Annotated in this window: 17 protein-coding genes and 4 pseudogenes; 10 read left to right on the plus strand and 11 right to left on the minus strand. The window is 60.2% G+C overall.

Annotated features, from left to right (window positions below):
- Positions 1–428 precede the first annotated feature (428 nt).
- Positions 429–690, plus strand: a pseudogene (locus ACRESH_RS08125) (transposase); the annotation flags it as partial.
- Here ACRESH_RS08125 and ACRESH_RS08130 read toward each other — a convergent pair.
- A pseudogene (locus tag ACRESH_RS08130) lies at positions 686–894 on the minus strand (IS66 family transposase); the annotation flags it as partial. The pseudogenes ACRESH_RS08125 and ACRESH_RS08130 sit on opposite strands and share 5 nt — an antisense overlap.
- An 85-nt stretch (positions 895–979) precedes the next feature.
- On the opposite strand from ACRESH_RS08130, the gene tnpB reads away from it, so the two are divergent.
- Positions 980–1,339: an IS66 family insertion sequence element accessory protein TnpB gene (gene tnpB, locus ACRESH_RS08135; protein WP_431741501.1), complete on the plus strand. Its 360-nt coding sequence runs from the start codon at positions 980–982 to the stop codon at positions 1,337–1,339.
- Positions 1,340–1,357: 18 nt separating this feature from the next.
- Positions 1,358–2,911, plus strand: coding sequence for an IS66 family transposase (gene tnpC, locus ACRESH_RS08140; RefSeq protein ID WP_431741502.1), 1,554 nt, complete (start codon positions 1,358–1,360; stop codon positions 2,909–2,911).
- A gap of 139 nt (positions 2,912–3,050) precedes the next feature.
- Here tnpC and ACRESH_RS08145 read toward each other — a convergent pair whose 3' ends face one another.
- The 5 genes and pseudogenes from ACRESH_RS08145 to ACRESH_RS08165 all read right to left on the minus strand — a co-directional run.
- A complete protein-coding gene (locus tag ACRESH_RS08145; RefSeq protein ID WP_431741503.1) occupies positions 3,051–3,236 on the minus strand; it encodes a hypothetical protein in 186 nt (61 codons plus the stop codon).
- Between the two features lie 198 nt (positions 3,237–3,434).
- Positions 3,435–3,773, minus strand: coding sequence for a hypothetical protein (locus ACRESH_RS08150; RefSeq protein WP_431741504.1), 339 nt, complete (start codon positions 3,771–3,773; stop codon positions 3,435–3,437).
- Positions 3,770–4,393, minus strand: a complete 624-nt coding sequence (locus tag ACRESH_RS08155) for a hypothetical protein (protein ID WP_431741505.1) — start codon at positions 4,391–4,393, stop codon at positions 3,770–3,772. The genes ACRESH_RS08150 and ACRESH_RS08155 overlap by 4 nt, the downstream gene beginning before the upstream one ends.
- Before the next feature lie 514 nt (positions 4,394–4,907).
- Complete coding sequence (locus ACRESH_RS08160; RefSeq protein WP_431741506.1) at positions 4,908–5,891, minus strand: IS5 family transposase; 984 nt, start codon at positions 5,889–5,891, stop codon at positions 4,908–4,910.
- Between the two features lie 425 nt (positions 5,892–6,316).
- Positions 6,317–6,622: pseudogene (locus ACRESH_RS08165) on the minus strand (Lrp/AsnC family transcriptional regulator); the annotation flags it as partial.
- On the opposite strand from ACRESH_RS08165, the pseudogene ACRESH_RS08170 reads away from it, so the two are divergent.
- Both ACRESH_RS08170 and ACRESH_RS08175 read left to right on the plus strand, forming a co-directional pair.
- A pseudogene (locus ACRESH_RS08170) lies at positions 6,615–7,007 on the plus strand (LysE family transporter); the annotation flags it as partial. The pseudogenes ACRESH_RS08165 and ACRESH_RS08170 overlap by 8 nt on opposite strands.
- A 643-nt stretch (positions 7,008–7,650) precedes the next feature.
- Positions 7,651–8,715, plus strand: coding sequence for a 3-deoxy-7-phosphoheptulonate synthase (locus tag ACRESH_RS08175; protein WP_431741507.1), 1,065 nt, complete (start codon positions 7,651–7,653; stop codon positions 8,713–8,715).
- A gap of 27 nt (positions 8,716–8,742) precedes the next feature.
- On the opposite strand, the gene ACRESH_RS08180 is transcribed toward ACRESH_RS08175, so the two are convergent.
- From ACRESH_RS08180 to ACRESH_RS08200, 5 genes are all read right to left on the minus strand, one after another.
- Positions 8,743–11,547: an Ig-like domain-containing protein gene (locus tag ACRESH_RS08180; protein ID WP_431741508.1), complete on the minus strand. Its 2,805-nt coding sequence runs from the start codon at positions 11,545–11,547 to the stop codon at positions 8,743–8,745.
- Positions 11,548–11,595: 48 nt separating this feature from the next.
- Entirely contained in the window at positions 11,596–12,987 is a 1,392-nt protein-coding gene (locus ACRESH_RS08185) for a hypothetical protein (protein WP_431741509.1), read from the minus strand.
- Positions 12,988–13,094: 107 nt separating this feature from the next.
- Positions 13,095–14,441, minus strand: coding sequence for a hypothetical protein (locus ACRESH_RS08190; protein ID WP_431741510.1), 1,347 nt, complete (start codon positions 14,439–14,441; stop codon positions 13,095–13,097).
- Between the two features lie 53 nt (positions 14,442–14,494).
- The gene (locus ACRESH_RS08195) at positions 14,495–15,427 is read right to left on the minus strand and encodes an Ig-like domain-containing protein (protein WP_431741511.1); all 933 of its coding nucleotides are present in this window, start codon (positions 15,425–15,427) and stop codon (positions 14,495–14,497) included.
- A 69-nt stretch (positions 15,428–15,496) separates the two neighbouring features.
- Entirely contained in the window at positions 15,497–19,675 is a 4,179-nt protein-coding gene (locus ACRESH_RS08200) for an RCC1 domain-containing protein (RefSeq protein WP_431741512.1), read from the minus strand.
- Between the two features lie 215 nt (positions 19,676–19,890).
- Here ACRESH_RS08200 and ACRESH_RS08205 point away from each other — a divergent pair, with 215 nt between their 5' ends.
- From ACRESH_RS08205 to ACRESH_RS08225, 5 genes are all read left to right on the plus strand, one after another.
- Complete coding sequence (locus ACRESH_RS08205) at positions 19,891–20,172, plus strand: peptidylprolyl isomerase (protein ID WP_431741513.1); 282 nt, start codon at positions 19,891–19,893, stop codon at positions 20,170–20,172.
- 121 nt (positions 20,173–20,293) lie between these two features.
- Positions 20,294–22,093, plus strand: a complete 1,800-nt coding sequence (locus tag ACRESH_RS08210) for an extracellular solute-binding protein (protein WP_431741532.1) — start codon at positions 20,294–20,296, stop codon at positions 22,091–22,093.
- A complete protein-coding gene (locus ACRESH_RS08215; protein WP_431741514.1) occupies positions 22,090–23,148 on the plus strand; it encodes a microcin C ABC transporter permease YejB in 1,059 nt (352 codons plus the stop codon). Before ACRESH_RS08210 ends, ACRESH_RS08215 begins: the two co-directional genes overlap by 4 nt.
- On the plus strand, positions 23,148–24,164 hold the full coding sequence (locus ACRESH_RS08220) for an ABC transporter permease (RefSeq protein WP_431741515.1): 1,017 nt from the start codon (positions 23,148–23,150) through the stop codon (positions 24,162–24,164). Before ACRESH_RS08215 ends, ACRESH_RS08220 begins: the two co-directional genes overlap by 1 nt.
- A gap of 30 nt (positions 24,165–24,194) precedes the next feature.
- Positions 24,195–25,586: a sigma-54 interaction domain-containing protein gene (locus ACRESH_RS08225; protein WP_431741516.1), complete on the plus strand. Its 1,392-nt coding sequence runs from the start codon at positions 24,195–24,197 to the stop codon at positions 25,584–25,586.
- The last annotated feature ends 91 nt before the right edge of the window (positions 25,587–25,677 follow it).

The following is a 25,677-nucleotide window of genomic DNA, read 5'->3' on the forward strand; positions in this document are numbered from 1 at the left end:
TCCGAAGCTGAATATTCGGCTGCTAGCAAGGTGGCGAATCAGACAGTTATTTCGAATTACAAAAAATATTTTCCAAGCACCCCAAGCAATCTAGCGAAGATAGACAACAATGGCCAGCCCAATTATATATTATTCCAAAATCCAAAAAATGATCCTCATCCATGACTTTGGCCTGCCTTGGGAAAGCGCAATAGTTTTTCCAAACCAGTCGATTAATTACATTTTTAATCTGAAATAATTTTAGTCAGGATCATTAATGTAAAGATCATGATAGTCTGACATGCCTAACAACAAATACTGATTCGCTATCGACATGAAAACTCTTATACCGAATTAGGCTCTGTACGACATCCTTTGAAACCGCCAACGCCGCACCCTGAGCACTGAGATTCGGTAGAGTTCACGCCCATCGAAGGCAGGAGGCCGCGATGGTGAAGCGGTATGAAATCCCCGATCCAGCTGGGAGCTGGTAGTTGATCTCTTTGAGCAGCGTCGGCGCAGCGGCCGGCCGAGAGCTGATGACCGTCTGATGCTTAATGGCGTGCTTTGGGTACTCTGCTCAGGCGCTGCCTGGCGTGACATGCCCGAACGTTTTGGGCCCTGGTCGGCGGTCTACCAACGGTTTCGAGATTGGCGTAATCAGGAACTTTCGATCTGATGCTCAAGCGGCTGCACATCAAGCTAAGTCGCGCATCAAATTCAGCAGCGGCTGAAAGTGCTTACCACACTGGATGACCCAGCGGGCCAAGGGTTGGTACAGGATATCGATACCGTGGCGGCCCAGCACTTTTTCGAAGCGATGAAGTGGTAGACCATCGACGTATTTGGTCGTCAGCAACATAGCCAGCACGCTCGGACTGGCCATGCTTTCTCAATCAGCTGGGCAGGTTTCTCGTAACTGCTCCATGAACCCCACATTCAAAGCCACCCCTTGACCCTCAATGCTGTGCTCCCGATTTCCCTCTGGAGCCAGCAACTCATGATGCGACCCGACGCAAAAGTCGAAAAAGTCTATCTCTACCCCAAGCCCGTGGACTTCCGAAAATCCATTGACGGCTTGGCCGCCCTGGTCGAGTTGGATATTAAAGTCGCGGTGTTCGACCCCGTGCTTTTCGTTTTCCTGAATCGCCCACGGAATCGAGTGAAAATCCTCTACTGGGAGCGCAACGGCTTTTGCCTTTGGCTCAAACGCCTCGAATCCGAACGTTTCAAAACATCGCCCGATGAAAGCGACGAAGCCATTGTTTTGAGCGTTCAGGAACTGAGCTGGTTGCTCGACGGCTTTGACCTCTGGCGCAATCGTCCGCATCAGGTTTTGACGCCACGCTTCGTGGCCTGACCCGGTATAATCCGGGCGATGATTTCCCTGCCCGACGACCTTCCTGATGATCCTGCTTTGCTCAAGCAGTTGCTGCTTGAGGCGCTGGCTCGTCAGGCCAAAACAGCCGAAGTGCTGCAAGCCCATGAAGGCCACATCGTCGACCTGAAAGAACAGATCAAGCTGCTGCGCGACCGCTTGTTCGGGCGCAAATCCGAACAAACCGTCGAGCCCAACACCCCGCAACTGGCCCTGTTCAACGAGCCGGAAAGCGACCCGATGCTGGCGGTCGAGGACGCGGCAGAAGAAGCGGTTGCGCCCACTGCACGTCGTGGCAAGCGCAAGCCGTTGCCGGCTGACCTGCCGCGTATCGAGGTCATCCACGAACTGCCCGAGCACGAACTGACGTGCGCTTGCGGTTGCCGCAAACACGTCATCGGCGAAGAAACCAGCGAGCAGCTGGACATCGTGCCGATGCAGATCCGGGTGATCAGGCATATCCGCAAGGTCTACGGTTGCCGTGGCTGTGAAACCGCACCGGTCACCGCTGACAAACCTGCGCAGTTGATCGAAAAGAGCATGGCCAGCCCCAGCGTATTGGCGATGCTGTTGACCACCAAGTATGTCGACGGCCTGCCGCTGCATCGCTTCGAGACGGTACTGAGCCGGCACGGTATTGAGGTCCCCCGTCAGACCTTGGCGCGCTGGGTGATCCAGTGCAGTGAGCATGTCCAGCCCTTGCTGAACCTGATGCGCGACCGGTTGCTGGAAAGTCCGGTGATTCACTGCGATGAAACGCGGGTGCAGGTACTGAAAGAACCGGATCGCGATCCAACCAGCCCATCCTGGATGTGGGTACAGGCCAGCGGCCCGCCCGACAGGAAAGTCGTGTTGTTCGACTACACCACCAGCCGTGCGCAGGAAGTACCGCTGCGGCTGTTGGACAGTTATCGCGGCTACGTGATGACCGATGATTACGCGGGTTATAACGCTTTGGCTTTGCAACCCGGCGTGGAGCGACTGGCCTGCATGGCGCATGCGCGACGCAAGTTTGTCGATGCGCAAAAAGTCCAGCCCAAGGGCAAGACGGGACGCGCCGACATCGCGCTGACGATGATCAACAAGCTGTATGGTATCGAGCGTGAACTCAAGGACGTCAGTGATGAACAACGCTTTATCGGACGTCAGGAAAAGAGCCTGCCGATCCTGACCCAGTTGAAAAGCTGGCTGGAGAAAACCCAGCCACAGGTAACGGCGCAAAGCGCTCTGGGTAAAGCGGTACATTATCTGGCGAACAACTGGAGTCGGCTGGAACGTTACGTGGAGGCCGTTTTTTTACCGATCGATAACAACACGGCGGAGCGGGCAATAAAGCCATTTGTCATCGGGCGCAAGGCCTGGCTGTTCAGCGATACGCCCAAGGGTGCCACGGCCAGTGCGCAGATCTATAGCTTGGTCGAAACCGCCAAGATCAACGGCCAGGAGCCCTATACGTGGCTGCGCCACGTACTTGAGCGGTTGCCGCATGCCTCATCGGTCGAAGATTACGAAGCCTTGCTGCCGTGGAACTGCTCGCCAGAGATGCCACGGTAAACGAAGAGTACATCTTGCGGTAGGTGTACTTCGTGGATCGCATACCGTTCGCCGGACAGCCAAAAGCTATGCTTTTGGCTGTCCGTAAAGAACTTTTCTGTGGCGTTGACTACACGTCCTCTGTCATTCAGCGCTCGGGTTATTTTTTGGAAACCGGGCTTGGCGACAGCAGTCCGGCGAGGAAGCTGATCACTGCCATGAGGATGGTCAGGATGGTATCGGATTTTGTTAAGGAGGCAGCGAGATTAGCCACGTTGACGCCGCTCCCCAGTATCCAGACGCAATACAGCATGACCAGGGTAAAGGAGCCGCTATGACTATCCATATGCGGTTGGTGGTGATGTCGTCCGGAAGACTGAGGCGCGGAAGCTGTTGAACCGTTTCTTTCTCAAGGGCCTTGAGCGTAGCTTCGGGGTCGTCCTGTATTTTCTTGAGGACTGCAGGGTCCGAAAGTGCATTCTTGACCAGCAATTCAGCGGAGCGAATTTGACTTTCCATGGTGTGAAGTTCCGTTGCCGTTAGCCTAGAATACGTCCCAGCCAATAGCGGTGCTGATGGCTGACTTGAATACGCCCGTTATCGCATTGATGATGTCTTCGGCAATTTTCATTGTAACGATAGCAAGGGAGCGCAGGCGCATTCTCGCAACGATCTTCTGATCCTCCATGAACATCCTGGCATCGGCCTCGTCAAACTCGCCGCTGTCTTTTTTCTTCTTCAGAAACAAGGCGTCGTTGGCAATCCCGTGACCGATGTTTTCCACATAGTCCTTCAGCGTCGGCCAACTTGCATTAGTGGCGGCTTTTGCCGCCTTGATGGCTTCCTTTATGACAGCGTCAAAATCCACATCATTGATTTTCATTTGCTCTCACCTATCGTCTTATTTTTGAATGCTTCGGCAGACTGGATGGCGAGTATGCTGTCGAAGAGTGTTTTTTCGCGTCCTTCCCAATTGGCTTTCTTCAGGATCTGCTTGCTGCTTGAGGCGCCGGCGGGTCCCTGATGCTCTTTCTTCCATTTTGCGACCAGGCATTTAAGGTCGATGTAGTTCCTGGTGGTGAGGTCTACCGACGGGAAGTCCTGCTGGGCAGTGTCACATTCGGAGGTTACGTTTCCTTTTATGACCCCCTCAATCTTGGCTTGGGTCTGTTTGCCGATCTCGTCAACGCTCCCAGAGTTGGCCAAGGAACGTAGAATAAGCGCGTTGCTGTCGACGAGAAGTTCGTCGTAGTCGTTTTGGAATTTGCTGAAGTGTCCCGGATTATCGCTTGCTGTCTTAGGTGGTATGCCCGCCAGTTGCTGCGGGGTGGTAGGGCTCGAGCTTTGCCCTTTGAGTATCATCGTGGATGCCTTCTTATAGAAAGCCTCGGTGTTCTTGTAGAGTTCCGCATCGTACGGTTGAACCAACGTCACCGTGCATCCGAATAGGATCAATGAAATCAGCAGTGCTGGAAAGATCAGAAGCCTTGCCGGGAAGTTCATTTTTGTGCTCCTACAGCTCTTGTTTTTTTGGGTTCCGCATGAATCTTCTAGATAATGGCCATAGGCTAGCTGCAGTTTATCAGGCGCGCTGTATTTTTCTCTTTTCGACATTACTAAATAGCTCTTACTAGGGACGCTCTTATTCAGACCAGAAATATGACAGCAGATAGAAGGCACGGCATAGACTGGTAGCTACTGGCCGGTAGTTCGTGCGGTGTTACTATCCGGAGGAACTTCTTCAACTTCTAGAAAAAGCGCTCCACCAGGTTGCGGGCCTTATAGAGATGTCGATCAAGGAGGCGAGGTTTTAGGCGGTTCTTTTCAAGGCCAATCGCGCACGAGCCTCGATCAGCTCGAAGTGCTGCTGCCGCTGGGATCTGTTGCTCGAAGATGTTTAGGGAAGCTCCGAACAAGTCGCCCAGCAATCGACAATGGACGACTTTTGGTCTCAGAAAAGCTCGATTTACAGGCGCTGATTATTGAAAAATCAGGGCAAAACCCTGGTTATCAGGCCTTACGGGCGCACCTCTCTCGCAGCAGCCAATAAATGCCGGCGCACCATCCACAGATTCGACAGCGCAAACAGCGTGGTCAGTTGCGCCGTGTTCTTGGCCAACCCACGGAAGCGGGTTTTCACATAACCGAACTGGCGCTTGATCACGCGAAAGGGATGTTCGACTTTCGCCCGTGTCTGCGCTTTGACCTTCTCGATCTGACGTTTGGCTTTGTAGAGAACACTGCGTTTGCTCAAGTGCTTGTAGGTACTGCGGCGGGCAGCGATCTGCCAGATCACTGGCCGCCCCTCATGTTCTGGCCGTTTCTCCACGCCGGTGTAGCCAGCATCCGCGCACACGACGTTCTCTTCGCCATGCAACAACTGAGCGACTTCCGTCACGTCAGCCACATTTGCGGCAGTGCCGTGGACGTGATGCACCAGACCCGACTCAACATCGGCGCCGATATGCGCCTTCATGCCGAAGAAGTACTGGTTGCCTTTCTTTGTCTGATGCATTTGCGGATCGCGTTTGCCGTCCTTGTTCTTGGTCGAACTGGGCGCGTGGATGATGGTGGCGTCGACAATGGTGCCCTGGCGCAACGACAGGCCTTTGTCTTGCAGGTAGTTGTTGATGGTTTCCAGAATCCCTGCCGCGAGCTGATGCTTCTCCAGCAGGTGCCGGAAATTCATGATCGTCGTGTCTTCGGGAATCGGCGCGCTGAGCGTCAGTCGAGCAAACTGGCGCATCGAAGTGATTTCGTACAGTGCTTCTTCCATGGCCGGGTCGCTCAGCGAAAACCAGTTCTGCAGCAGGTGAATACGCAGCATGGTTTCCAGTGGGTACGGCTTGCGACCACCACCTGCCTTTGGGTAGTGCGGCTCGATCAGCGCCATCAACCCACTCCACGGTACGACCTGTTCCATCTCGGCCAGGAAACGCTCACGGCGGGTTTGCTTGCGCTTACCGGCGTACTCGAAATCGGAAAAACTCATCTGACTCATGGGCAAGGCTTGTTGGGGTGGCTGAACGGAGGGCTATTTCAGCACAGGTCAGACCGGCCTGTGCTGACTTGATCGGAGAATCCCTAAGGAGTTTAGCAGCGGTTCTATGGTCTTTCCGCGAGCGGCAGCTATGGGTCCAGGCTGTGTAAAAACGCATGTACCATTTTGAAGTCTGCGTTGCTACGTAAAATCCGCGAGCGCTTGGTTAATCAGCAGACCAAAAATTTGCGTAGGAGCTCGACTTTCGATCCGATTCCGAGTGTCAAATCTGTTCTGAAACGTTTTTACACAGCCTCGGTCGATAGCAGCCATAGATCATTGCCCCCTGAAGCCCTCCTCTCACCCCGTAAACCTCTCCAAGTCGCTGCCAATTCAGCGGCTCGTGTTCGCGCTACCGGTCTAATGCAGCTGCTCCAAAGGTTCAACTACAAGGGCAGAGGCCGGTCGATAATCACCTGCTTCATCACCAAGGTAGAGGTCAAGCGCTGGACATTTGGCAGTTTCGACAGCTGCTCGTCATAGAGTCTCTGGAAGGCTGGAAGGTCTTGCGTGACAACCATCAGCAGATAGTCAGGATCGCCAAACAGCCTTTGCGCCTGGATGACATACGGAATTCCAGGCAGCGCCGCCTCGAAGTCGGCAACCGCTTGCTGATGCCCTTCTCGCAACGTCACGAATACGACCGACGAGAAAGTAAAGCCAAGCTCACGTACAGACAACTGAGCCCGATATCTGCTCTGGCTCGGCCTCAACATGCTGCTCTCGCCCTCGGTGCCCGCACAAGGCGCAGCCGCCGACATCGGTACCTGGTCGAGCTGGGCAGCGAGAGGACTCTGCGTGAGTGGCCTGAACCCGAAAGACATCCTCCTGTTCCTCGCGCTGCTACCGCAGTTCACCAACCCACTGGCCGTCTGGTCTGTACCTATACAGATTCTCGCACTCGGGATGCTTCACGCCTTCAGCTGTGGGCTTGTGTACCTCGCCGTCGGGTTCGGCGCCCGAGCGGTTCTGAGTACGCGACCTGGTGCTGCGATGATTGTCAGTCGAATCTCGGGAGCGGCGATGATCGTGATTGCACTGGTTCTCGCTACCGAGCGGCTGCTCGCGTTTGCGTAAGGAAAAATCGTTGAACGTGATGCAGCCTGCTGTTCGGCGCCGATTTCGAGCTGCATTACTGTGCCCGCTCCAGCGAGCGCGCAGCCTTAGGCAACAAATCGCACTTATGCAAATTAGCCATTGAAACCACAGCAAAGCCTGAAGTAAGCTCGAACCCATCAACTGGAGAGTCCCATGTCGCCATCCGCCCTCACTCACGTTCAGCACGCAGGTCGCCCATCGCGTCCCGTGCTGGCTGTGGCCGAGTGTACGGGCGTCGCTCCTGCTGCGTTTTATTTTGGGTATTGGTTTAGCCACAGGCGCCGCTGATACCTACACCGGCGCCCACTTTCAAGGGGCCGCCGAACACGAGAATACTCAACCCCCGGTCGGCCTCCCGACCGGGGGTTTTGTTTTTCAAGGCCCCAAGACAACCGAACAGATAACGAGGATTACCCCCATGAACTACGCCACTTGCCACCGTTACCCAAGCTTTACTGCCTGGCGATTTAGCCAATCCCGTTCGGGCCAGCCTGCCGCCTCCGATCGGTCCATCACAGGTGGCACCACCACACAGAATGCCAATCCGGCTCTTTGTCGAACACCTCGATAGGACCGGCCACGCGGGCCTGAACCCGCCGTCCGCCCAGGGAACATAATCGCCATGCAATCATCTTCGCTCGCTCTGCCCCTGACCCAGCCCCAAGCTGCCAACACCGCTGTCAGTCAGCGTCTGCCCAGCCCGCACCTGCTCAAGCAGCAGATGCCACTTTCCACAGCCCTTACCCGCCAGGTCGAAGACCATCGCCAGGCCGTACGCGCCATTCTCGAAGGCCGCGATCCACGCCTGCTGGTGATTGTCGGCCCGTGCTCGATCCACGACCCGCGCTCGGCCCTGGAATACGCCGACCGCCTCGCAGCCCTCAGTGAGAAGGTCAGCGACCAGCTGTTGCTGGTGATGCGTGCCTACGTCGAAAAGCCTCGCACGACGGTTGGCTGGAAGGGCCTGGCCTACGATCCGCACCTGGACGGCAGCGACGACATGCATTCAGGCATCGCCCTGTCCCGCGGGCTGATGCTGGGCATGCTTGAACGTGGCCTGCCGATTGCCACTGAACTGCTGCAACCGATGGTCGCCGGCTACTTCGACGACCTGTTGAGTTGGGCCGCCATCGGTGCTCGGACCACCGAGTCGCAGATCCACCGCGAGATGGTCAGTGGCCTGGAGCTGCCCGTGGGCTTCAAGAACGGTACCGACGGCGGTATCGGCATCGCTTGCGACGCCATGCATAGCGCCGCTCACCCGCACCGCCACTTCGGCATGGATGCCCAGGGCTATCCGGCGATCATCGAGACCCTGGGCAACCCCGACACCCACCTGGTATTGCGCGGCGGCCACAAATGCCCGAACTACGATGCCGACAGTGTCGCGCAAGCACGCCTTGGCCTGGCCAAGCTCGGCCTGGCGCCACGGATCATGGTCGATTGCAGCCACGCCAACAGCGGCAAGGACCCGGCCCGTCAGCCGGCGGTATTCGCGGACGTGCTGGCGCAGCGCCTGGCCGGTGACCGGACACTGGTAGGGGTGATGCTCGAGGGGCACCTGCTCGACGGCTGCCAGGTGTTGGCCAAGGGGGCATTGCAGTATGGGGTGTCGATCACTGATGGATGTCTGGGCTGGGAGCATACCGAGCAATTGCTGCGCAACGCCGCCGTGCAGCTGTGCTGACAGCTGCCGGCGGTTGCGCAGATGCGCTCAACCATTGCGTTGGGTGACGCACATACCTCCATAGACGTTAGTGTTCGGCGTATTGGCGATACAGAAATAGCCGGACCAGGCATAGCTGTGGTGGTAGAACGCACCGGCGTCATAGTTGATCTTCACACAGTTCCACAGGTAGCGTGGCACCGGCAGCGGTGCACCATAGACGCGTTGCAGGTCGGCAATGTACTCAACGGTGGCCGGCCTGCCCTTCAAGCCGGTCATCCAGTTCACCGCGTGGGTCCAGCGCCACGCCTTTTCAGTGCGGATGTTCAGGTCCCAGACATTACTGACCCCGACTTCATAGTTGACGCTGAACTGCCGGGCATCGGTAATGGTGATGGTGGCGTTGCCGTTACCATTGCCAGTCACCTTACCCTGGGCATCCACCGAGGCGACACTCGGTTTGCTGGAGCGGTATGTATAAGGAGGTACTCCTCCGGTAGCCGGGCGCATCGCGGTATTGCCGATCGAGTCCACGCCTGTGGTGCGCCAAGCGGGGTACTTGACCGACAGCCCATTGAGCTGCAAAGGGTCCGTTTGCACGGACAGGCACTGTCGAACCGCATGCCTGCTTGATTCAGAAGTCCCTTTCTCACGTCCGCCCCGACTGACGCTGTAGTGTATGTTGAGCGTCCCCCCCAGGCTGGCCGTAATCAAGCGAGCAGGTATCAGAAAACTCAGTGGCTGCTCTGGATCATGCACCAGGGGTGGGCTTTCGTAACCCATGGCGCCCGCGACATGCAGGGTGATCAGATCGCCTGGGCGCAAGCCCTGTGTCTGTGCCTGGTACAGCACGGTGGCACCTTGCGCAGGTATCTTGGCCGGATCAAGCCCGCCATCCTCGCTGCCGGCTTCCATGACCTGCGGCGCGCCCAGCACCATTGATTGTCCGGCAGTCGCGGTCAAGTTCAGGCCACGCGACTGGCGTACCCGGCGATCACTTTGACTGGTCGCGCTATAAGACACGGTGCTGGGACGTTCAAGGCCTGCTGCCAGCACCTGGGCGGGTATCTGGAACACCCGCTGGTCGCCCACCTGACGCAGGCTGCCCTGGGCGTTGCCGCCCACCCAGTTCAGGGTGATCGGGTCACCAGGACGGATGTCGGCATGTTCACCGATGGTCACCGTCGCGAGTTCGCCAGCAGTCACGCGCAAGTCGCCTTCCTGATCCATCCCCTCCACCCGCGGGACTGGCAGTTCTTCTGGCTGCAAGCCTATCTGTACCCACAGCCTCGGCGACATCAATGGTGTGGCAAGCGAGGTGTTGCTGACGCTATAGCGCAGCTGCAAGGAGCCCTGATCGAGGGCCTGGAGATGCTCGGCGGCAACGAAGAAACCAACCTGCCTCCGTTCAGCGTCGACCCGCGACACCGTCCTGGTCACTTCCCACACATAAGGTTGCTGGCTGGCTGTCGCGCCATGCCAGTACAGCTTGACCCTGTCGCCACGGGCCAGCCCCGCATAGCCCACCATCACCGAACAACCAGGCAGGTCAGGGTCGAGCACGCCCTGTTTGACACCCGGCAGCTGCGCAAATGGCAATGTCGGCTCCGCCCCGTCCACCTCAAGGTAGCGATTGCCAGACAGGGCACGTTCCTGGCCGCCACGCAGCACCCTGTAGCCAAGTTTCAACCAACCACTGGCCAATTGTGCCAGCCAATCCGCGGGTAGACTGAACAAGTAGCCTTTGCCTGTCTCGTCCACCGCCTGGGTCATCGCAGGCAGTGTCAGCTGCTGGCCGCGCAGCCCAGTGCCCAGGACCTGCAATTCAATCACATCCCCTGCCAACATCGACTGACCTGAGGCCCACACCAGCACCCGCCAGGGCTGCGACGACGATGTTCGCAGGTCGAGGGTCTGCGCTTCAGTGGCGCCATGCAGGCGCGGCGCATCGCAAAGCCCGGTCTCAAGTTGCACGTTGACGCTGCACACCGCCGACCATTTTGCCGAGGCGTCCCCCACCACATCAATGATCCGGTAGCGCACCGGCACGGCGACGCCCGATCCTGCTTCGCGCACCAGGGCAGCGGGTACCATCAGGGTCAAGGGCAGGCCAACCTCCTCGTCCTTGAAACGGTATTCAAACAGCGAAGTGCCCCACATCAACTGCAGCAGGCCACCGGCATGCATGAACAGCCAAGGTTCGACGGTAACTTCGATGAACTCAGGCAGGTTCGCGGTTTCCAGCGCGCGCACCAGCGTCGGTGCGCTCAGGCCCCCATGCCAGGGGGTATCCGGGGTTGGGTCCGGTCCCCCCGGCAGGCTGGGCTTGCACAAAACGCCCAGGGCACGCGTGCGTCCGACCTCCAGGCCTTCACGCGTCACCCGACAATACAGCTGGGCTATACCTTCGACGACCTTTTGCACCGGCAAGTAGATCGGCACATCCCGCCCCACTCCTGCGGACTGCAGCAGGTGGGTGAACACCGGTTCCCCCTCGAGCCCATCCGCGTGCCAGAACACTTCCAGGCAATCACCTTCCTTCATCCCCGGGTAGTGTTGCATCATCAGTACCAGGCCCTGGGGCGCCGGCTGCAACAGTGTGCTGTTGATTCCGATGTGGGCCAGGCGTTCGAGGAAAACAGCCCCCGGCACAAACATCGGCGCCAACGTCTGGCCTACCGACGCCAGGGCTTGCACTTGATCGTCGCCAGGCGCATCTGCAGTCAATTGCTCCCTTCCGGCCACAGCTTGGTAGAACCGGTTGAAACGCTCGCGCGCCTGTTCCAGGGTTTCGCTTGTTGCTTGCTCCTCAGCAACAGCGTCTAACGGTGTTTGCATCATGTGTTCTAGCATGGAGTGGCTCCTGGGTATTTTGATCCTGTGGGTCCGCACGCTTCCCACTCATTGGACAAACTGCTCGAACGGGTTGAACGTCACCAGTTGGCCGCCGGGTGCGCGCGGGTCCAGGCGCAGCACCGGCAGATAGCGCCGGGTTTCCTCGACGTATTGCTGCTGGAAGCGCTTGGCGTTGGAGAGGCCGTAGGCGGGCATCGGCTGTGCTGCCGGTGGGTAGTGAACATTCAGGCTGTAGAAGAACGCCTCCAGCGGCAGCTGGGCTGGCTTGTCCTGCGGCCATGTGCGCATGACCGGCTCGTTCCATCCGACCCCCACTGTGGCGCCTTTTACAGGGGGGAGATCCAGGCCCCATTGGTGGGCGTGCACAGCCGTCAGGAACGCGACCGGATCGGTACCGAAGGCACAGGAATGGGGACGGGTGTTGGGGTTGCGCGCCAGCCAGGTTTCTCTATCGCTGATACCGAGGTCGGCACACACCCCTCGATGCGCGCAAGACTGGTTGGTAATGGAGGTGCCCCCATCGAAAGGATAAATACAACGCATTTCGAGCGGTTGATTGACGGCTCGGTTCGACGGGAAAACTACGTAGCCCTGGGGCCATACCGTAATGTTGAGTGCTGCGTCGGCGGCGAAGTAGCTAAAAGACACGGCCTGGTTGCGCTCCGAGACGGGGCTTGGATTCCAAGCCTTGAAATTGCCGACATTGGTGGTGCGCACCAATACACCCTGGCAATAGTAACGCGCGCGACCGTCCGGACAGGTTGCCGGGGTAGTGGCGAAGCGAGCATTGATATCACTGGCGATCTGGTAGCCGTTGTACATCTGCTCTCGTTGGTCGAAGCCAAAGGCTCCACTGCCGTTGCCCGGCTCGAAACGCAACACCGGCAGCCACTTGCCGGTAGCCTTGAACCACTCCAACTGACCTCGCTGAGCCCTGAACAGGGCACTCGGCGCGCCGACCCTGTAATAGAGGGCCTGGACAGCCAATGCCTGAGGCTGTGACGTGTTCCAGTTGCTCACATACACCTCGCTGCCCGAGTTTGTACGCCCAGTTACCTGGTAGGGTTTGCCTGTGGCCAGCGCAGCGAAGTGGTCCATGAGCACATAGCCGGTGTGCGTATCTTCTGGCGCTGCCATTCCATCCTTGCGCAGAAAGACAAAGCGCTCACTGCCCCGGTCACTGGCACCTTGATCATGCATCCAGAACGGTTGCGGATGGGCATCGGTCATGGGGCGCACCAGCACGCCACTGCAAGCATAATCCGGTTGCGAGTCGAGGCAGCGTACCGGCGTACTGGCCAGGCGCTGGTTCAGCGCGCTGAGGATTTCCGGGCCAGTCATCGCGACCGGGCCAAGCGGGGCACTTAACGCCCAGCCTTTGGCCGACAGCAGGCAACAGAGCAGCATTGCGCAAAGACGCAGTGGAAAGCCTTGCATGATTTTCCTCCTTGGAAGTGGTGCGGGAATGGACGCCGCACCGATTTGCTCCTTTGCCGCCGTCAGCTACTCATGCAGGCAATTGTTACCGGCCCATCATGAGGCACCTAGTCGACTTGCTGATCGTCCGGGTTATAGCTGAACACCTGGGCGACCGGCGCTCCGGGCTGCACCCGCAGGATGGGCAGGTAGCGCTGCGTGGTCTGGTAGTAGTCCAGCTGAAATGCCTGTGCTCCCGGTAAGCCCTGCCCGGGACGGGCGGTAACGCCGCCGTAGATAAAGGCCTCTAGCGGCAGGCCTGCGCCGGTGCCAGGTCGCCAAGCGGCCATCATCAGTTCGTTCCAGCCATAATCGGGTGAGAACCCGCCCGCGCCACGGATCGCGTTGCTCAGTTGGAACTCGACGGGATTGGGGGAGAAATAGCAACTGGAGATGGAATTTCCCTGGTAATTGCTCTTCCACGCCTGTGCCGTGGTGATGTTCAGCGATGCGCACGATGGACGGGATGTGCACATATCCGCCAGGGCACCTGTGTGAGCATCGTGGGGGTAAACGCAGCGCAAGGCCATGGGCTGGGTGACCGGATACGCCTGTGGCCGCACGATGAAACCCTGGACTTTGTAGGTAGTGCTCACCCGGGTGTCGGTCCTGAGGAAGCTGAACGACACCCCGTTGCGCGCCAGCGAATTCGGGCTGGGATCCCATGCATGGAAGTTGCCGACATCGGTGGTGCGCAGCAGCACGCCATTGCAGTTGAAGGCAGCGCTGCCATCCGGACAAGTCGCGGAGGTGTCACCATAGCGGCCAGTGACTCGCTCCATCACCTCGTAGCCGTAATACAGCTGGTCGCGGGTGTCGTAGCCGAAAGCGCCAGCGACGTTGCCGGGCTCGAAGCGCAGGACCGGCAGCCATTGGCCGGTAGCGCGGAACCACGCCAGTTGCCCCCGCTGTGCCCTTAACAGCGCCTTGGGCTTGGCGACGGTGTAATACAGCGCCTCGATGGCCGCCGTCAAAGGCCTGGCATGATCCCAGTTGCTCACCAGAACCTCCGCCGGCCCGGGCCTAGCCTTAACGCTGTAGGGTCTACCGGCGGCTGCGGCTGCGAAGCTGCTCATCATCACATAGCCGGTGCGCTGGTCATCCGGCGCCAGGCTGACGTCCTGGCGCAGATAGTCGAAACGCTCGCCGCCGTGCGTGATGGCCTCTGCGTCATGCAGCCAGAACTGGGTCAGGTGCTTCTCGGCCATGGGGCGCACAAGCACCCCACTGCAGGCGTAGTCCGGCTGGCCATCGAGACAGCGCACCGGCGTACTGGCCAAGCGCTGGTTCAAGGCCCTGGCGAGCTCCTGACCATCCATCCTGACCGGGCTGGCCGGGACATTCAGTGCCCAGCCTGGCGCTGCCAGCAGGCAACAGAACAGCGTGCCGCAAAGACGCAGCATAGCGTTTTTCATGATCTTGCTCCTGGGAGGTGGCGCGGTGATGCCGCCGCACGGGTCCTCAGTACTCATCCACTGATGCAGGCGACCTGGAGTAGGGTGTTCTCATCTGTCGTTGCCCCTCCTACGCTGTCGGTACGGGGATTAAGTGTCACTGCCGTGCTAGCGCCCTCGCCAACGCCCCATATAGGGTAATCCGGCAGTTCAAGCGCCCTCAGCCGGGAGGGGTAGCGACCCTTGAGGTCGTTGAAATCATTGGCAGTTGGCAACCTGCGGCGCATGTCTTGGCAGGATGCATGGGCATTCGCCCAGGTTGTCCCATTCTTGGCGACGATATCAAACTCGCGCAGCCCCCTGACTTTGAGGAGGTAAGACTGCACCGCGGTTGCTGAAGTCGCCTCGATCGTGGTCTCGCCATTGCGCAGTACATTCACCTTGCCGCTGTTGTCCACCGTGGCAATGCTCGGGTCGCTGCTCGCATAGGCGTGTGCCCCCGGCGCCTGACGAGTGAACGTCAGCTGCGCCGGTAACTCGCCCTGCGCGGGGAACTGCAGCACACCGTCGCGATAGACCATGATCAGGTCGCTACGGCTTACGTCATGGATGTACTCACCGGCAAATCCCTGGGCGATCTTGAACGTCAGCTCCGGGCTTTTACCCAGGCCACTGACTTCATAGAACACCTTCACCGATTCACCCGGGCGATTGGTGAAACGCTCCTTCGGGACAGTCAGGTTCCTCGGTCGAAGATTCTGGCCGATCGGCAGGGGGGGATACACTGGTTCGGTGCCAACGGCAGGCTCCATCCACAGCGTCAGGGTTCTGCCGGCAAAGGATCCGTCCACTGGTACTGCTACCATCACGGAGGAACCCGTGACGGTGGCCAGATCCAGTTCACCTGCGCGTACATCACCCATGCTCGGGGGTTCCATTGCCCATGCGGGCAATGACAGCAGGCAACACAACAGCGTACCGCTCAGACGCGACATCAAGTCATTCATGATTTGCACTCCTGGCCCCGGTGCCAGCAGGCACCGGGGTCATCCTTAGTCAAGGTAGCCGGATACCCCTCAAGCCAAGCCACGCAGCTCGTTGTCCGCAGCTTTGACTGCCAGTGCGTCCGGATCAGGAACGCCCGTCAGCAGTCGACTGCGAATCACCCCTTGGGCCGAGGAGTTGTCGCCGCCACCCGGGCCGTTGCCCCACGAGACCACACGGCCATCGGAGGTCAAGGCAGTGAAGCCATGGCTGTTGGCATAGACCGCACGGACATTGGTCAGCTGCGCCACCACTGCGCTGGTATCGCCTCCCGAGGCCGCCGCGCCCCACGCCACTACCGTACCGTTGCGGCGAAGGGCAGCGAAGCTCCAGGCGCTACCTGTGACCTGAACGATATCCCTCAGCACAGCAATAGGCGCCGGGACCGTGCCGCCGTTGGTGGCATTGCCCCAAGCGACCACACTGCCGTTGCGATGCCGCGCGCAGAAGGCATGCCAGGTACTGGTGACCTCAATGAAGTCCTGCCGACCGACGAGATTCGTAGGCAAGCTGCCGCCATGGCTGGCCGCCCCCCACACCACCACTTCGCCGGCTGTGGACAACGCACTGAAGGCCTGGGCGGTGGCGCCTTCGAGGGTTTCGATGTCCCTGCGGGCAGCGATGGGCGCGGGGACGGCAGCACCATAGCTGGGATTACCCCAGGCCACCAGCGACTTGTTCTGCCGGCGCGCGGCAAACGCCGCGTAGTTGCCTTTGATGATCACCAGATCCCCACGGTTGCCGATATCACCCGGAACAGTGCCACCGCTAGCCGCATTGCCCCAGGCAACCACTTGGCCATTGCTGCGCTGAGCGGCAAACGCCAGGCCATTGCCGAACACCGCGGTGATATCGGTCAGGGCGCCAATGGCTGCAGGAACGGAGCCCCCGTTGGCCGCGTTACCCCAGGCAATCACTCGAGCATTGTTGCTTCCAGGCGTGAGCCGGACGCGGCCAACGAATGCCGTGGAGTTGCTGCGCACTTCCAGGAATCGGAGGTTGCCGGCGGGTGTAGCCCCCCCCTCCGCCGAGTTGCCCCAACAGGCTAAAGCGCCACCCTGGCGCAACGCTGCATAGGCACTGCGGGTCGAACTCACCTCGATCACGTCGTCGTAGGTGATCAGGGTTGGTGGCACGGTTCCACCATACGCGGCATTGCCCCAGCCATAGATACTGAACAACAGCGGCCTGGGGTTGTTCGGGTGGTTAGGGTCGGACTGGCCGACGTTCTGCAGCGTTTTGTAGTTCTGCAGCATCACCGCATAGGCTGCGGTACCGTTGACCACGGCATCGTTGCCATTGCCGATCACATTGCCCGGGTACAGCAGCACCGAATCGTTGCTGCTACGTACTCTCAGCGCACGCTGGGGCTCCTTGTCCAACCAGGTGTAGCCAGCTCTCCAGAGGGTATCGCCAAGGTATTGCCATTCGGCCAGGATCGGCTGCAAGGTCGTTCTGTCGAAGGCGCTGAGTACCCGCGACGAGCCGGAAGCGCGATAGGTGCTGGCGCCATAGCGGGCGCCAAAGATGCGCAGGGTCCCGGTGCCGATCGTACGATTGACCGTGTACGTCGTTGCACCCGCCTGTTCCTCGGGCGGGTTGCCCCCTTGCGAGAAGCGCCGCAGCGTATAGGACAAATCCACCGTCAGCCCGATGAACCGTTCAATGTGACGGAACTCCACGAGCAAACGCACCGAACCGTTCGGCTCCACTGTGGCCACCGTGAACGGGAGGGTGATCGCAGGCACGTTCGAATTTCTCGGTGCAATTCTGGCCAGGACATAGTCGCTTGGACGTATTTTCGCAACGGAATCGATCAACAGCGTGGCGCCGTTGCGTACATCGTCCGGATTCAGATTACCGGCGACGGCCTCGATGAAGGTGGCGGGTGGCAGTACCAACGCCGAACTCTGGATGCGCAGCGGCAGTACCAACGAGGGGTGCTCATTGCCGGTATTACGGATGACGAGATAGCGGACACGGACGTTGCTATTGTTGCTGGCGTTGACGACTTGATAGGGGACCGTCTGGTCGGGAACCCGTCCATTCTGGTCCACCGTCACATTCAGCATGCTCCAGGTTCCCTCAGGCGTATCCGCTTCCCAGAAAAAGTCCACGGTTTCGCCGAACTCGAGCGCGACGTCCAATGGAACTCGAAACGTAGCACCGTTTCTCGCCGCATTCGGATCGAGTATGCCATCAACGGCTTCCAGCACGAGCGGCGCCGGCAATTCGATGCTCTGCCCGGCGCCAATCTGCAATGTCAGGAATTCCGAAAAACGATCGGGTTCACCCGCCTCCACTACCCGGTACCGTACTTTGACCTCTCCATCATTGTTGAGCTGCAACTGCGCATGCTCGATGAAGAAAACAGTCTCTTCGCCTGGGGTGACCGGCAGGTCGTCGAAGAACGGCGCGCCCACCGAGGCGGTCCATTCCAGGAAGATACTTTGCGTCTGGCGCATATTGGCAAAGGTGCCGATGACAATTTCGATGTCCGACCGATACTCGTCCGGATCGATCCTGTCACCTGGAAACAACGGCCTGGTCATGGGCGCGGGCAGGGCCGACTGCACCGCGCCCACCTGCAGCACCTCATGCTCGGAATCCAGGGGCACTTCCAGGCCAGCACGGACGATCCGGTAGCTCAAGTCCAGGCTGCCACCATTGAGTGGCGCCAGCAAACCCGCGCCAGCCACGGTGAAAGGCAGTACCTTGCCTGCCTGGGCGGAGCTGACCGTGCGTGTCACCTGGTGCAACAATGGCGTGCCATTGGGGCGGGTGCCCAGCCAGGTGAGCGTCACCCGGTCACCACGTTCCAGTCTCGCTGCGGCAGGTACCTCGACCCTGACTTGAGGCAGCGTTGGCTCTACCACCCCCTCGACGGCCTCTACCAGCGTGGGGCTGGGGCGCAGAGGGATAGCTCCGGTGATGGCGACGAATGTACGTTTCGAAGCAAGTTCCTGCCCGGCACGACCTCTCAGATAGAGGGCGGCGCCACGCCCACCGCCCAGTGTCAGCAAGCTGGCGTTGGGAATGGAAAACTTCAACGTCTGGCCCACGCGCACTACCGACTGTTCCGGGGTGCTGTACTCGGCTGTCTCGCCCTGAGCAGTTGTGCCCGACCATACAACTACAATGGTGTCATTGACAGCAAAGTCGGGCCGTGGGGTGTCGACCTCAATGCCAAGGTTTGCCTCGCCCAAGGCACCGAGATCGATCACATCGGCAGGATCCGCGGCCGGGTCAGGGTTCATGATGTAGGGTGCCTGCAGCAACCCATCACCGAGCTCCACCTTGACGCTAGTGCGCAACGACCAGTCGCTCGACTGGTTGTCCACCTCATCGATCACCCGGTAGGTCAGGACCAGCGCATCGCTGTCACCGGCCTTGCGAATTGTCTCTTCCTGAACGACGATCTCTACAGAGCGACCCTCTTCGCCCGGCAACACTTCGCGTATCACGAACTCACCGCCCCAGCTCAGGCGAATACGGTCGTACTGGCGCATGTTTGGATAAGGCGCGATAGTGACCTTGACTCCAGCGGCGGCCTCCGCTTCGCCGATCACACCACTGCCAGGCAACGTCGGCTGCGGGGGCTGCAGGTGCTGGTGACCAGGTGCGTCTGGCTCGGGGTCGGTGCCACCGGGAAACACCAGCCGGCTCAGCACGCTCAGCCATGGAGACTTGGTTTTGTTCTGGCTCGGCAAGCGCGTCACCCGGAACCAGATAGCCTTGACAACACCAGCCACCACACCTTGGCCAGGCACTTTGCCCGCTGGAATGTAAAGCGGCAGATCCTGGCCCAGCTCCTCTGCGCTCACGCCACGGGAAGCCACGGGCACCAAGGTATCGTCATCGTACTTTGCAACATCGTCCCAGAACACATCGATCCAGTCCGTGACCTCCATGTTGTCATAGGCCTGGGCCAGCACCACCAGGCCCGAGGCGGAAAGATGCACCGTGTGGTAGTTGATCCCGACATCAGCAGCCTCAGTCTTCACGTCCAGCTTCATGCCCGGGATGGCGATCCGCCTCAGGTTGAGGATGTCGCCAGCGGCGTTGACCCCGAGACTGCTTGCCATCAGAGCTCGACCAAGGGGGCGCGGCTCATCGTAGCGTTGGTTGAATTTGCTGAGCAGCTCTTTGATGGCATTCGTCTCGCTACTGTCTGGGTTGGCCGGGTTATGCTCGGGTTCCAGGATGGTCATTATGTTGTGCTCCTGTCTGTATGTGGCATGCAAGGTGCGGCTTGCCCGATTGAACGACCTTCGCCTTTGGCGCACAACTGACAGAAATGACAGGTGACAGCGACTGCCAGCTCTGCGCAGAATCATCGGCAGCGGCAGGGGTTGGTCACTTTTCGACAGACAGGCTCGCCAGGTTTGCGCTAGGCTTGCGCCTTTATTCAGAAGGAGTATTTCCCATGGCCAAAGCCACCGCCCGCCACATCCTGGTCAGCAGTGAAGACAAGTGCAACGAACTCAAAGCGCAGATCGAAGCCGGTGCCGACTTCGCCGAAGTCGCCAAAGCCAACTCCACCTGCCCGTCCAGCCGCCAGGGCGGCGATCTGGGTTCGTTCGGCCCGGGGCAGATGGTCAAAGAGTTCGACACCGTGGTGTTCAGCGCGCCGTTGAATGTGGTCCAGGGTCCGGTCAAGACCCAGTTCGGCTTCCATCTGCTTGAAGTGACCAGCCGTCAGGACTGATTCACTGTTGCGCCTGGTCTATGGCGCAGTCCCTGTAGAAGCGGGCTTGCCCCGCTCCTACAGGGCTATGCGTTGTCTACAAAAATGGTGCAAATCCCTCACCATGATTTGCCTGTTGGGCATGCCATACACGGCATGCGCCGCCCCTACTCACGCCCTCACCGTCTACGGCGAAGCTCCCCGCTACCCCGAGACCTTCAAGCATTTCGCTTACGTCAACCCCGACGCCGCCAAGGGCGGCTCCATGCGCCGCTCGGCCATCGAGATCGGTCAGTTCGACCATATTCTGCCGTACATCGACAAGGGCACCGGCGTCAGTGAAGTCGACGGCTGGCTCTACGCGCCGCTGGCACTACGTTCGTTCGACGAACCCTACACCGTCTACGGCCTGATCGCCCGGCGCATGGAGCGTGGGCCCGAGGATGCCTGGCTGCGCTTCGAGATCGATCCGCGAGCGACCTTCGCCGATGGCAAGCCGGTCCGCGCCGAGGATGTGCGCTTCACCTTCGAGCTGCTGATGAGCAAGGGCAGCCTCAAGTTCCGTACCCAGTTCGCCGAAATCGCCGGGGTGACCGTGGAAAGTCGCCAGCGGATACGTTTCGACTTCAAGCACCCCCACGGCCGTACCCTGCCCCTGGACCTGGCCACCCTGCCGGTGCTGCCCGAACACGACTGGCAAGCCCGTGATTTCGCCAATGGCGCCGGCTTCGCCAAGCCGGTGGGCAGCGGCCCGTACCGCATCGGCCACATTGACAATGGCCGCAGCATCACTTTCGAACGCGATCCGAACTGGTGGGCCAGGGACCTGCCGGTCAGCCGTGGCCGCTACAACTTCGAACGCATTCGCATCGAGTACTTCGGTGATACCGAGGTCGCCCGCCAAGTCCTGCGTGGCGGCGGCTACGACTACAACCGCGAGTTCTCCGCCACCGCCTACACCATCGGCTACAACGGCGCGCCGCTTGACGATGGCCGCCTGCAGCGCGCCCACCTGGGCCCGGCCAAGCCGCAGACGGCCCAAGGCTTTGTGTTCAATCTGGACAAGCCAGTGTTCAAAGACCGCCGCACGCGCCAGGCGCTGGCCATGCTCTGGGACTTCGAGTGGAGCAACCGGCAGATGATGCGCAACCTGTACATCCGCCAACAGAGCGTGTTCTCCAATACCCCACTGGCCGCGCGCGAACTGCCTGACGCCGAGGAACTGAAGCTGCTCGAACCGCTGCGCGGCCAGGTGCCGGACGAAGTGTTCCGACAGGTCTTCACGGCACCGGTCAGCGACGCTTCGGGGATCATCCGTGCCCAGCAACTGCAAGCCCTGGAACTGCTGAAATCCGCCGGTTGGCATCCCGATGAGGACCGGCTGATCAACGCTCAAGCAGAGCCACTGGAGTTCACCTTTCTCAATGGCCAATCAGGCCTGGAGCGCCTGTTGCTGCCATGGAAGCGCAACCTGGCGCAGATCGGTATCACCCTGAACATCCGCAACGTCGACTCGGCCCAGTACGTCAACCGCCTGATGGCCCGCGACTACGACATGATTGTCACCGGTTACCCCGTCACCCTGTCGCCCGGTGCTGAGCTGTACAACTATTTCGGCTCGGCCGCCGCTAACGATCCGGGCTCGAACAACCTCATGGTGCTCAAGGACCCGGCCGTGGACACACTGCTCGACGGCCTGGTCCGTGCAGACAGCCAGGCCGGCATGCTGCGTCACGCCCATGCCCTGGACCGGGTGTTGCAGTGGAACTACTACTGGATCCCCAACTATTACCCGCCCGGCAGCTCGACGGTGTGGTGGAACCGCTTCGGCCAGCCCAAGGTGCAGGCCGCTTATGACGAAGGCCTGGACACCTGGTGGGAAATAAGCCCGACAGCGCTGAGCAACGAACAGATGGCCGAACGCCGGAAGATTTCGCCATGACCGCCTATATCCTGCGCCGCCTGCTGCTGATCATTCCGACCCTGCTGGCGATCCTGCTGGTCAACTTCGCCATCGTCCAGGCCGCTCCTGGCGGGCCGGTGGAGCAAGCGGTAGCGCGACTGCAGGGCATTGGCGGCGGTACGCCAGGTGCAAGGGCCGAGACCGTGCATGGCGAATCTCGGGCGACCCGCGGCCTGGACCCGAAGCTGATCGATGAGATCAAGCGCCAATACGGCTTCGACAAGTCAGCCCCCGAACGCCTGTGGCTGATGCTCGGCCAGTACGCCAGGCTCGACTTTGGCAGCAGTTTCTTCCGCGGTGCCAAGGTCACCGAGCTGATCCTCGAGAAACTGCCGGTCACCTTGTCTCTGGGCTTCTGGGCCACGCTGATCACCTACCTGGTGTCCATTCCCCTGGGGATCCGCAAGGCGGTGCGCCACGGCAGCCGTTTCGACGCCTGGAGCAGTGCGTTGATCGTGATCGGCTATGCCCTGCCCTCGTTCCTGGTCGCCCTGCTGCTGATCGTGCTGTTCGCCGGCGGCACCTCGCTGAACTGGTTCCCGGTGCGCGGCCTGATCTCGGACAACTTCGACCAGCTCAGCCTGCTGGGCAAGGTCGCCGACTACTTCTGGCATCTGGTGCTGCCGGTCGGCGCGCTGGTGATCGGCGGCTTCGCGACCCTGACCCTGCTGACCAAGAACGCCTTTCTCGACGAGATATCCCGCCAGTACGTGGTCACCGCCCGGGCCAAAGGCCTGAGCGAGCGCCGGGTGCTGTACGGCCATGTGCTGCGCAATGCCATGCTGTTGGTCGTGGCCGGTGTGCCGCAGGCGCTGATCACGGTGTTCTTCGCCGGTTCCCTGCTGATCGAGGTGATCTTCTCGCTCGATGGCCTGGGACGCATGAGCTACGAGGCTGCGGTATCGCGGGACTATCCGGTGGTGTTCGGCACCCTGTTCATCTTCACCCTGGCCGGGCTGCTGATCCGTCTGATCGGTGACCTCTGCTACACCCTGCTCGATCCGCGCATCGACTTCGACGCGAGGGCCCACTGATGCTCTCTCCCCTCTCGCGCCGTCGCCTGCAACGATTGCGCGGTAATCGCCGCGGCTGGATTTCCCTGTGGCTGTTCGCCGGGCTGGTGCTGCTGACCCTCGGCGCGGAGCTGGTGGCCAACGACAAGCCGCTGCTGCTGTCGTACAAGGGTGAGCTGTACGTGCCGGCACTCAAGCGCTACACCGAACAGCAATTCGGCGGCCAGCTGCCGTTTCAGCCAGACTATCGCAGCCAGTACGTGCGCCAACTGATCGAGGGCCAGGGCGGCTGGATGCTGTTCGCCCCCATCCCCTTCAGCGCCGACACGCCCAACTACGATCTGCTGGTGCCCACCCCCAGCCCGCCGACGGCTGGCAACTGGCTGGGCACCGATGACCAGGGCCGCGACGTGCTGGCTCGGGTGCTGTATGGCACGCGGGTATCGCTGCTGTTCGCCTTTGCCCTGACCGTCGTCAGCGTGCTGATCGGCGTTGCCGCGGGTGCCCTGCAAGGCTACCACGGCGGCTGGGTCGACCTGATCGGACAGCGTTTGCTGGAAGTCTGGTCAGGGCTGCCGGTGCTCTACCTGCTGATCATCCTCAGCGGTTTTGTCGAGCCGGACTTCTGGTGGCTGCTGGGGATCATGGCGCTGTTTTCCTGGCTCGCGCTGGTCGACGTGGTACGTGCAGAGTTCCTCCGTGGGCGCAACCTGGAGTACGTGAAGGCGGCCCGCGCTCTGGGCTTGCCGGACAGCCAGGTGATGCTGCGGCATATCCTGCCCAATGCCATGAATGCCACACTGACTTATATCCCGTTCATGCTCACCGGTGCCATCACCACCTTGACTGCCCTGGACTTCCTCGGCTTCGGCATGCCCGCCGGCAGCGCTTCGCTGGGAGAGCTGGTAAGCCAGGGCAAGCAGCATCTGCAAGCCCCTTGGCTGGGGTTCACGGCGTTCTTTGCCTTGGCGTTGATTCTTTCGCTGCTGGTGTTCATCGGCGATGCCTTGCGCGAAGCCTTCGATCCACGGGCATAATCGCAGCCTTTGCTTTTCCGGGAGCGGCCCATGCCTGCCAGTGACAGCCTCAAGGATTATCAGCAGGTGCGCCAGCTGGCGATCCGTTCGCTATTCGAAATCATCGAGCAGTCCAGTGAAGGCACGGTCATCGTCGACCGTGATGCACGGATTGTCTGGATGAACGAGCGCTATGCCCGGCGCTTTGGCCTTGAAGATGCCGCCAGCGTCATCGGCCAGCCCTGCGAGCGGGTGATCCCCGGCAGCCTGATGCGCGAGGTGGTCAACAACGGCAGGCCGATCCTGCTGGACATGCTCGACACCCCCAAGGAACCGCTGGTGGTCATGCGCCTGCCGGTGCACGACGGTGACGGCACCTTGATCGGAGCCATCGGTTTTGCCCTGTTCGATGAACTGCACAGCCTGTCGCCGCTGCTCAAACGCTACGCCAGCATGCAGCAGGAACTGGCCTCGACCCGTTCGCTGCTACGTGCCCGTCAGGCCAAATACAGCTTTGCCCAGTTCATCGGCACCAGCGCCGCCAGCCTTGAGGTCAAGCGCCGGGCCCGGCGCGGCGCCGGCAGTGAGTCAACGGTGTTGCTGCTAGGCGAAACCGGCACCGGCAAGGAACTGCTGGCCCATGCTATCCATGCCGCCTCGTCACGGGCGCACAAGGCGTTTGTCAGCATCAACAGCGCCGCCATTCCGGAAACCCTGCTTGAGGCCGAGTTCTTTGGCACCGCACCGGGTGCCTACACCGGCGCCGATCGCAAAGGCCGCCCGGGCAAGCTGCAACTGGCCGAGGGCGGCACCCTGTTCCTCGACGAAATCGGCGACATGCCCTTGCCGTTGCAGAGTAAATTACTGCGCGTGCTGCAGGAGAAGGAGTACGAGCCGGTGGGTTCCAACCAGATGATGCGCAGCGACGTGAGGATCATTGCCGCGACGTCCACCGATCTCAGCGTGGCTATGGCCCGCGGCGAATTTCGCGCCGACCTGTACTACCGGCTCAACGTACTGCCGATCCAGGTACCGCCGCTGCGTGAACGCCTGGATGACCTGCCGGCCCTGAGCGAGGCCATTCTCGAAGAACTGGGCAGCCAGCACGAGCTGGATGACGAAGCCCAGGCACTGCTGGCCCGGCATGCCTGGCCGGGCAATATCCGTGAGCTGCGTAATGTGCTGGAGCGTGCCACCTTGCTTGCCGATCAGCCACGCTTGGGCGTTCGAGACTTGCAGGCGGCACTAGGTAATCTGGCGCCATTGGCCGTGGTTGCAGCGCCGATGAGCTATAAACAGGCCTGTGCCGAGTTCGAGCAAAAACTGTTGGCGGATACCCTCGCCCGTTGTGCCGGTAATGTGCCAGAAGCCGCGCGGCAGCTGGGGTTGGGACGTTCAACCTTGTACAAGAAGTTGGTTGCACTGGGATTGTCGTCTCAATAAAGAGATTTTTGTTTCTGTCTAGAGATTGCTATCGAGGCGCAAGCCCGCTCCCACAGAGGTTGGTTTAGCACCTGTGGGAGCGGGCTTGCCC

It is taken from the genome of Pseudomonas sp. (assembly GCF_050739775.1).
Classification (GTDB): Bacteria; Pseudomonadota; Gammaproteobacteria; order Pseudomonadales; family Pseudomonadaceae; genus Aquipseudomonas.